The organism is Protofrankia sp. Cas3 (assembly GCF_963555955.1).
Lineage (GTDB): Bacteria > Actinomycetota > Actinomycetes > Frankiales > Frankiaceae > Protofrankia.
The window spans coordinates 1-8521 of sequence record NZ_CAUVXP010000204.1 but is presented as its reverse complement, the minus strand read 5'-3'; the positions used below and the strand labels follow the sequence as shown (position 1 = coordinate 8521).

Genomic DNA, 8521 nt, shown 5'->3' with positions numbered 1-8521 from the left:
CGCGGGATCGCGCCGGGCTGCCCTCCTCTGGCGAGGACAAGGGACGCGAAGCTGCTTTCGCCGCGCTGATGACCGCGAACGTCCTGCGGGAGTTGCGGCATCCATAGGCGTCGCCCTGGCCGAAGGCGTCCGGCTGGCCGATTCAGGTCAACCTTGTAACTCGGCCCGGTGACGGGGACTCTTGTCCGTAATGGCTACCGCATACCGTGTACCACCAGAGGGCCAAAGGGTGCGCGACGATCGTCAGATCGCGCGCCCGCAGGCCGCAGTCCCCGGGTCGCGCAGCGCCGCCGGAGGCCCTGATCAATCAGGTGGCCACCATGTTCCGGCGGTAGACCCCGGTCGCACGTGGCGGGGTCCCCGTGGGGACGGGAGGCGGTGGTGAGCGCAATGACGGCGCGAGATCCGGATGAGAACGGTGACCTGCCGGGTGCACAGCGGGAAGCCGGTGCGGTTCAGAGCCCCGGTGATGGTCCCCAGCTGCGACCCGGCGCGGTGTTTGCGGCGGATGTCGGTGACGCGCGGCCCGTGTCCCTGCTCGGTCTGCGCATGCCGGGCGAGGACGACGACCGCGAGGCGACCGTGAGTCGGCGACCTGGCCGGTCACGGATCGGCACACGCGCTCCGGGTCCGCTCGTGACGCCGGCCCGGCTGGACCAGCCACGAGCGGACCAGCCACGAGCGGACCAGCCACGACCGCTGGTGCCGGCACCGGCACCTGCTGGCTGGACCCCGGACGTGGGGCACTTCCTGCCGGCCGTGGACATCGCGGCCGTGGACATCGCGGCAGCCGATCCGGTGCCCGCGAGCTCTCCGGAGACACTGTCGCCGGAGCTCACCTGGCCTGATGTCGCGCTGCCGGAAGCTGGGGAGATCCCGGAGATCCCGGAGATCCCGGAGATCCAGGAGACGGTGGCGGCCGGCGGTTCGGCCGACGGTTCGGCCGACGGTTCGGCCGACGTCGACCGGGGGCCGGTGGACGGTGCCGATCCCGCGACATCCATGATCAATTGTTTACGGGTGCATGTCGGCGGGTTCAGTGGTGGCGCTGGACGCACGGCCGCGGCCGGTCTCGGGATGGCTCTCGCCGCATCCCGCCGCGACCGGCTCATCGCGGTGGACGTGTGTGCCGAACAGGCCGGCCGCGCCCAGGACGTGTTGGCGGTCTGGTACGAAGTGGTGCTGGTTGACGGACCTCCAGGCTGGGACCAGCCGCTGCCCGCGGCTACGTCTTCCCGCGCCGACACGGTCGTGGTGGCCGTGCGGGCCGACCTTGTTGATCTTTCGGCTGCAGACGACGTCCTGGTGACACTCGCCGGCCCCGAGATCGCCGACGTCGCCTGGAGCGGGGCTGGCGTCTCGCTGGTGGTCGCGGTCGTGGAGACCGTCCCGATCCGCTGGTCCGCCCGGGCCCGCCGTCGCCTGGCACGGCTTTCCGATCGCGCGCGGGCCGTTGTCGTCGTCCCGTTCGATCCGGCGCTGGTCGACGGCGTTCCGTTCACCTGGTTGGGCCTGCGTCGTCGCACCAGAGCGGCCTTCGGTGAGCTCGCCGCCGCCGTGGACGCAGCCTCCGGTTGATCGCCTTCACGCGTACAGTCGGGCCGGGAGCAATAGGGTCGACCGGTGAAGCGGGAGCTGCTGGCGCCATCCGGGCAGGGTGATCACGGTGGTGCGGACGGTGCGTTGCGCGCCGCGCTGGATGCGGGGGACGAACAGTCGGTCGCGACCGCGCTGGTCCGGGCCCGGGTGTTCGTCGCGATCGAGGCCCGACGGACAGATGCCGATCCACCCGGCGATCCACTCGGCGATCCAGATGTCGATTCACCCGGCGATGCCGGCACCGGCGCCGAGAAGTCGTCCGAGATGGTTCTGGTGACCCTCTGGGTACCCTCCGGAGCTACCGCGATTCCGGCGTTCAGCGGTGTCGACACGCTGGCGCGGTGGCGCCGGACGGCCCGGCCGGTCGCGGTGCCCGGTCATGCCCTGTGTGCCCAGGCCGTGCGCGATGGCCACAGCGCGGTCGTGCTTGACATCGCCGGACCGGCGATGGCCACCGTCGACGGTGAGTTGTTGGAGCGGATCGCCGCGCTCTAATGCCTGTCCGGTGGATATCGGTCGATGCGCGCGTGGTGGATTGACCGTTTTCGGATGGAGTACCCCTTGCGGGCCGTTGGGCCCGCTCGGCAGGGACTCCATATCCCACGGTCAACTGATCGTCGCATCCGGCCCACTACTGCTAGGCTGTGGGTCGACCGCTTGTCACCCGGGCCGGAGTCTCGTAGCGATTCCTTCCAGCGGTGACAAGGCCAAGCGGAGGCTTGCCTCCCACCCGACGTCGCAACTTCGGCGGCCGGGTCGCCGGTCGGCCGAGCCGTTGTGTGACGGCGTATCGGCCGGGTGCCCAGTCTCGCTGGGTGCAGGGCTCCGCAGCGGCAGGTCATGCCCGCGCGTCGAGTCCACGGAGGGAACCACATCAGCGCAGAGTCACGTATTAACGACCGGATCAGGGTGCCCGAGGTGCGCCTGGTTGGGCCCGAAGGCGAGCAGATCGGCATTGTGGCCATTGCCGAGGCTATGCGGCTGGCCCAGGAGGCCGATCTAGACCTGGTTGAGGTCGCTCCGACGGCCCGTCCGCCGGTCTGCAAGCTCATGGACTATGGGAAGTTCAAGTACGAGTCCGACCAGAAGCGTCGTGAGGCTCGTAAGAACCAGGTCCAGACGGTAATCAAGGAAATGAAGCTTCGGCCGAAGATCGATCCGCACGACTACGAGACCAAGAAGGGTCACGTGGTCCGGTTCCTGCGGGCCGGCGACAAAGTCAAGATAACGATTATGTTCCGCGGGCGGGAACAGTCCCGACCCGAGCTCGGCATCCGGCTCCTGCAACGCTTGTCGACCGATGTTGCGGAGCTCGGTTACGTCGAGGCTCAGCCCAAGCAGGACGGCCGGAACATGACCATGGTGATGGCGCCGCACAAGGGGTCCCGACCTCAGCGAGCGCCTGAGCCGGCCGGACTGGTCTGACCAGCATGCCGTTGACGACCACCACTGATTGCAGGATCTCCAGATGCCCAAGATGAAGACCCACACCGGCGCGTCCAAGCGGTTCAGAATCACTGGAACAGGCAAGGTGATGCGCCGCCGGACCAACCGCAACCACCTGTTGGAACACAAGTCCAGCCGGCGTACCCGGCGGCTGTACAACGAGGTGACGCTCAGCCCGGCGGACGAAGGACGCATCAAGAAGCTGCTGGCGCGCTGACCACCGCTCGCCCCCGAACCGCTCCCATGGGTTGGGAGCGGTGCAACGCGGTGCCGCCAGTCACGACTGAAGGAGAGTTTCCCCCTCATGGCAAGGGTCAAGCGGGCGGTCAACGCCCAGAAGAAACGCCGGACGGTGCTGGAGCAGTCCAGCGGGTACCGGGGGCAGCGCTCAAGGCTGTACCGCAAGGCCAAGGAGCAGGTCCTGCACTCGATGGCCTACTCCTACCGCGACCGGCGAGCTCGCAAGGGCGACTTCCGGCAGCTGTGGATAGCCAGGATCAACGCCGCCGCGCGGGCGAACGGGATGACCTACAACCGGTTCGTCCAGGGGCTGCGGCTGGCCGAGGTGGACGTTGACCGCAAGATCCTCGCCGATCTCGCGGTGACGGACCCGGCCGCGTTCACCGCGCTCGTCCAGGTCGCGCGTGCCGCCCTGCCGACGGTGCCGCCGGTCCGCGCGTCGGAGACGTCGGCGGCCTGATCGATCGCGTCGGACGGTACCCGTATCCGAATTCATGCTGGTGGTCCCGGACCCGGCTGGCCCGCGCTCGTCGCGGGTTCTCGACGCGCGGCGCCTGCGCCGTCCGGCGACCCGTCGCGTGCGCGGTCAGTTTCTGGTCGAGGGGCCCCAGGCGGTCACAGCGGGGCTTGCGGTCGGGGCACTGCACGAGATCTTCGTTGGTTCGTCGGCGATGAGCAGGTACGCGGCCCTTGTAGACGGAGCGGGGATACCGGTGCGGGTCATATCGGATGACGCAGTGGCGTCACTGTCCGAGACAGTGACGCCTCAAGGTGTGGTCGGGCTGGCTGACTGCCCGCGCCACCGGGTCGCAGACCTCGATCAACCCCGGCTGGTGGCGATCTGCCTCGACACTCGCGATCCGGGCAATGCGGGGACGATCATCAGATCCGCGGACGCCGCGGGCGCGGACGCGGTGGTGTTCGCCGGGTCGTCGGTGGACCCGTTCGGGGGCAAGGCTGTCCGAGCGTCCGCGGGCAGCATCTTTCACCTACCGGTGGTGACCGACATCGATCTCGACGACGCGGTCCGCCAGCTGCGGGACCACGGCTGCCGCATCGTGGCGACGAGCCCGCTCGCGCCGCGGGATCTCGACGCCGCGGCGGACGCGGGGGAGCTCGACGTGCCCACCGGGTGGCTGTTCGGTAACGAGGCACACGGTCTCCCCCGTGCCGGCGTGGTGTCCGCGGACGCGGTACTTCGGGTGCCGGTGTACGGTCAGGCCGAGTCGCTGAATCTTGCGGTGGCGACGGCGATCTGCCTGTACGCGTCAGCGCGCGCGCAGGCGAGGTCCGGGTCCGGGGCTCCAGGCGCCGGGGGAGGTGGACGGCTGTGACACACACGGTCACGTCGGCTCCCGACCAAGCTCGCAATCCACCGGCGGACGGGGAGCTACTGCCCGGTCCCGGGCCGCGGGCGGATGGGACGCCGTACCACGAGGCACCCACCGTGCCACCGGTGTCCTGGGACGATCTCCCGGACGGGATCGTGATGGTGGACGCGGACGGGCGGGTGCAGGTGTTCAACGCCGCGGCCGTCAAGATCACCGGTGTCGCGGCGACCGCCGCTGTGGGAGGTCATCTCACCGACGTCCTGCCGTTGCTGGACGAGCGGGGCAATGACTGGTGGGAGTGCTCACGGGTGAGCCGCAACCTGCCACGGGTGACCGGTCAGCCCGAGCGTCGACTCACGTTCGCAGGTCCCCAGCGTGAACGTGATCTTAACGTGACCGTCCGTTACGTCCGCGTCGAGGGGCAGCTGGTGCAGGTTGCGTTGTCCCTGCGGGACACGGCAAGTCGGGAGCGGCTGGAGCGCAACCGCGCCGACCTGGTGTCCACGGTCGCGCACGAACTGCGGTCACCGCTGACGAGCGTGAAGGGGTTCACGGCCACGCTGTTGGCGAAGTGGGACCGGTTCACCGAAGAGCAGAAGAAGCTCATGCTCAACACCGTCAACACCGATGCGGACAGGGTCACCCGACTGCTGGCCGAGGTGCTCGATGTGTCGCGCATCGACTCCGGTCGGATCCAGATGCGCAAGCAGATCGTGGATCTTGATCTGACGCTGCGCCGGGTCGTGGACGGCAAGGTCGCGGCCGGGGAGGCCACCCATGACCGGTTCGCGGTGTTCACTGACGGTAAACTGCCGGAGATGTGGCTGGACTCCGACAAGATCGAACAGGTGTTGCACAATCTTGTCGACAACGCGCTGCGCCACGGTGCGGGTACCGTCACCATTGCCATGCGCGGCACGCCGACCGGGGCCGATGTGACCGTGGCGGACGAGGGCGAGGGTGTGCCCGAGGCGAGTGCGTCCCGGGTTTTCGCGAAGTTCTGGCGCGGCGCCACCCGTGGTAACGGAACAGGCCTCGGGCTCTACATTGCCAAGGCGCTCATCGAGGCGCATGGCGGGACGATCATGGTCGGGCGGGCGCCGGGTGGTGGCGCCGAGTTCCGATTCGTCGTGCCCGCCGGAGCACCCGTCTTCCCCTGAGGTCTGATCGCCAGAAGCCAGATCATCTGGAGTCTGATCACCTGGAGCGACGTCGCAACCCGGTGGGCGCCCCGGCCCGCATCCCGCACCCGGCCTGCGTCCGCCCGTTTGTGGCGGGTGCCGGTCGGGATCTCACCTGATGGTCGGTTCGACCATCAACGATCTCAATGAGGATGACCAGCGTGTCCCCGTCCCCACCGAGCGCTGACTCGAACCATGCCGACCGCGACCCGACCGACCGCGACCCGACCGGTCCGGACCAGCTCGATCCCGAGCAGCTCGCCAGGATGTGCGCGCAGGCGTCCGAGGCGATCGCCGCCGCAGGCGATCTCGACGAGCTCGCCGCCGTCCGCACCTCGCATGTGGATGGCCGCTCTGCTCCGCTGGCGCTGGCGCGCCGGGTGCTCGGCGCCTTGGCGCAGGCGGACCGTGCCGCAGCCGGGCGCCGGCACAACGATGCCGCAGCCTCGGTCCGGGCACTCTATGAGACACGGCTCGCCGAGCTCACCGCCGACCGGGACGCCCGGGTCCTCGTCGAGGAGCGGGTTGACGTCACCGTGCCGGTGGATCGCGCTCCGCGGGGAGCGCGGCATCCGATCACGGCGCTGTCCGACTACCTGGTGGACGTATTCGTGGCGATGGGTTACGAGGTCGCGGAGGGGCCCGAGGTCGAGCACGACTGGTTCAACTTCGAGGCGCTGAACCTCGACCCCGATCATCCTGCGCGCAGTTCTCATGACACCCTCTACGTCGACCCGATGGGCAGCGGGCTGCTGTTGCGCACGCATACCTCGCCGGTGCAGGTCCGCGCGCTGCTGTCGCGTCCGCTGCCGGTGTACGTCGTGTGCCCGGGACGGACGTATCGCAACGACGCCGTCGACGCCACGCACTCGCCCGTATTCGGTCAGATTGAGGGCCTCGCGGTCGATGAGGGCATCACCATGGCCGACCTACGCGGCACGCTGGATGTGTTCGCCCAGGCCCTGTTCGGTTCGGGTCTGTCGACGCGACTGCGGCCGCACTACTTCCCGTTCACCGAGCCGTCGGCAGAGCTCGACGTCGTCTGTTTCGCCTGCCGCGGCGAGGCTGCCCGCCAGCCGTGCCGGGTGTGCTCCGACGAGGGTTGGATCGAGGTCGGTGGCTGCGGGATGGTCGACCCGAACGTGCTCGTCGCCTGCGGCGTCGACCCGTCCCGCTACAGCGGGTTCGCATTCGGAATGGGTCTGGAACGTGCGGCGATGATTCGGCACAACGTCCGCGAGATCCGCGACTTCGTTGACGGTGACATCCGTTTCGGTCGTCTGTTCGGGACGGGGATCTGATCATGAAAATTCTCATGTCGTGGCTGCGGGAGGCCGTCGACGGCCTGCCACCGGCGAAGGCGGTCGCCGAGGCGCTGATCAGGGCCGGTTTCGAGGTGGAGTCCGTCGAGTCCGTCGGTCACGACCTCGCCGGGGTCGTCGTCGGCGAGGTCGTCTCGATCGAGGTCGTCGAGACCAAGAAGAAGAACGTGCGCTGGGTGGATGTCGCGGTGTCGCAGACCGGCACCCGCGGGGTGATCTGCGGGGCGTTCAACTTCGAGGTCGGCGACCGGGTGGCGGTGGCGTTGCCCGGCGCGGTGCTGCCCGGCGGCTTCACCATCACCGCGCGCAAGACCTATGGGAAGCTCAGCGACGGGATGATCTGTTCGCTCCGTGAGCTGGGCATCGGTGACGATCATGACGGCATCCTGGTGCTGCCGCCTGAGACCCCGCTGGGCGTGGACGTCGCCGAGCTGCTGGATCTCGCCGACGACGTCCTTGACATAGCCGTCACCCCGGACCGTGGTTACGGCCTGTCGGTCCGCGGGATCGCCCGGGAGGTGGCGACCGCGTTCGGGCTGACGTTCCATGATCCTGCCGCCGTGGTTGCCGGTGGCAGCGACGCCGGCGACGCCGGCGGCGCCGGCGGCGCCGGCCTCGGTGAGCGCAGCGACGCACCGGCCACGCTCGGGTACCCGGTCGTGGTGGCGGACCCCGAGGCCTGTACCCGCTACGTCGCCCGGGTCGTGCGCGGGGCCTCCCCGGGTGCGCAGACCCCATTGCGCCTTGCCCGCCGCCTCACGCTCTCGGGCATGCGGCCGGTCTCGGTGCCGGTCGACATCACCAATTTGATCATGTTGGGGCTGGGGCAGCCGCTGCATGCCTTCGACCGGGCGAAGCTGTCCGGCCCGATCGTGGTCCGCCGGGCCCGTGAGGGCGAACGGCTGGTCACCCTCGACGGTGTCAAACGGGAACTCGACCCCGAAGATCTCGTGATCGCGGACGACTCCGGGGTGGTGGCGTTGGCCGGTGTGATGGGTGGCGCGTCCACCGAGATCTCGTCGGACACCACCGAGATCCTGATTGAGGCGGCCCATTTCGACCCGATCGCGGTCGCCCGCACGGCCCGACGTCACCAGCTCACCTCGGAGGCGTCCCGTCGGTTCGAACGTGGCGTCGATCCGGCGCTCGCGCCGGTGGCCGCGCAGGCTGCGGTCCGGCTGCTCACCGAGCTCACCGGCGCCACGGTCGAGGCCGGGGTGACCGACATCGACCAGCGGCGGCCGGCGCCGACCATCCTGTTCCCCGTCGCCGAGACCACCCGGCTCGGCGGCCGTCCCTACCCGCCCGATGTCGTCCGCCGACGCCTGACCGAGGTCGGCTGCCTGGTCACCGAGGCACCCGGGCCACACCGCCCGGGCGGTGTCGGCGGTGTGTCCACGGA

9 protein-coding genes are annotated in these 8521 nt (G+C 69.3%); all 9 read left to right on the top strand.

The window, feature by feature from the left end:
- The first annotated feature begins 381 nt into the window (after nt 1-381).
- Nucleotides 382-1578 carry a hypothetical protein gene (locus U9983_RS24840; protein ID WP_322756331.1) on the top strand — a complete coding sequence of 399 codons (1197 nt, stop codon included), beginning with the start codon at nt 382-384 and terminating at the stop codon, nt 1576-1578.
- Between the two features lie 45 nt (nt 1579-1623).
- The gene (locus U9983_RS24835; protein WP_322756330.1) at nt 1624-2094 is read left to right on the top strand and encodes an SseB family protein; all 471 of its coding nucleotides are present in this window, start codon (nt 1624-1626) and stop codon (nt 2092-2094) included.
- A 345-nt stretch (nt 2095-2439) separates the two neighbouring features.
- Complete coding sequence (gene infC / locus U9983_RS24830) at nt 2440-3024, top strand: translation initiation factor IF-3 (protein ID WP_416210216.1); 585 nt, start codon at nt 2440-2442, stop codon at nt 3022-3024.
- A gap of 43 nt (nt 3025-3067) precedes the next feature.
- Nucleotides 3068-3262 carry a 50S ribosomal protein L35 gene (gene rpmI / locus U9983_RS24825; protein WP_239311477.1) on the top strand — a complete coding sequence of 65 codons (195 nt, stop codon included), beginning with the start codon at nt 3068-3070 and terminating at the stop codon, nt 3260-3262.
- A gap of 87 nt (nt 3263-3349) precedes the next feature.
- On the top strand, nt 3350-3745 hold the full coding sequence (rplT, locus tag U9983_RS24820; RefSeq protein ID WP_322747513.1) for a 50S ribosomal protein L20: 396 nt from the start codon (nt 3350-3352) through the stop codon (nt 3743-3745).
- Nucleotides 3746-3779: 34 nt separating this feature from the next.
- On the top strand, nt 3780-4619 hold the full coding sequence (locus U9983_RS24815; protein WP_322756329.1) for an RNA methyltransferase: 840 nt from the start codon (nt 3780-3782) through the stop codon (nt 4617-4619).
- On the top strand, nt 4616-5776 hold the full coding sequence (locus U9983_RS24810; protein WP_416211526.1) for an ATP-binding protein: 1161 nt from the start codon (nt 4616-4618) through the stop codon (nt 5774-5776). The genes U9983_RS24815 and U9983_RS24810 overlap by 4 nt, the downstream gene beginning before the upstream one ends.
- A 287-nt stretch (nt 5777-6063) precedes the next feature.
- Nucleotides 6064-7098, top strand: a complete 1035-nt coding sequence (gene pheS, locus U9983_RS24805; RefSeq protein ID WP_322756332.1) for a phenylalanine--tRNA ligase subunit alpha — start codon at nt 6064-6066, stop codon at nt 7096-7098.
- A 2-nt stretch (nt 7099-7100) separates the two neighbouring features.
- Nucleotides 7101-8521: phenylalanine--tRNA ligase subunit beta (locus U9983_RS24800; RefSeq protein WP_322756328.1), on the top strand; the 1421-nt coding region annotated here is incomplete at its 3' end.

Bases quoted from the DNA above. Each gene is read 5' to 3' on its own strand.
- infC (WP_416210216.1), top strand. From the start codon at position 2,440: ATGCCCGCGCGTCGAGTCCACGGAGGGAACCACATCAGCGCAGAGTCA.
- rpmI (WP_239311477.1), top strand. From the start codon at position 3,068: ATGCCCAAGATGAAGACCCACACCGGCGCGTCCAAGCGGTTCAGAATC.
- rplT (WP_322747513.1), top strand. From the start codon at position 3,350: ATGGCAAGGGTCAAGCGGGCGGTCAACGCCCAGAAGAAACGCCGGACG.
- U9983_RS24815 (WP_322756329.1), top strand. From the start codon at position 3,780: ATGCTGGTGGTCCCGGACCCGGCTGGCCCGCGCTCGTCGCGGGTTCTC.
- pheS (WP_322756332.1), top strand. From the start codon at position 6,064: ATGTGCGCGCAGGCGTCCGAGGCGATCGCCGCCGCAGGCGATCTCGAC.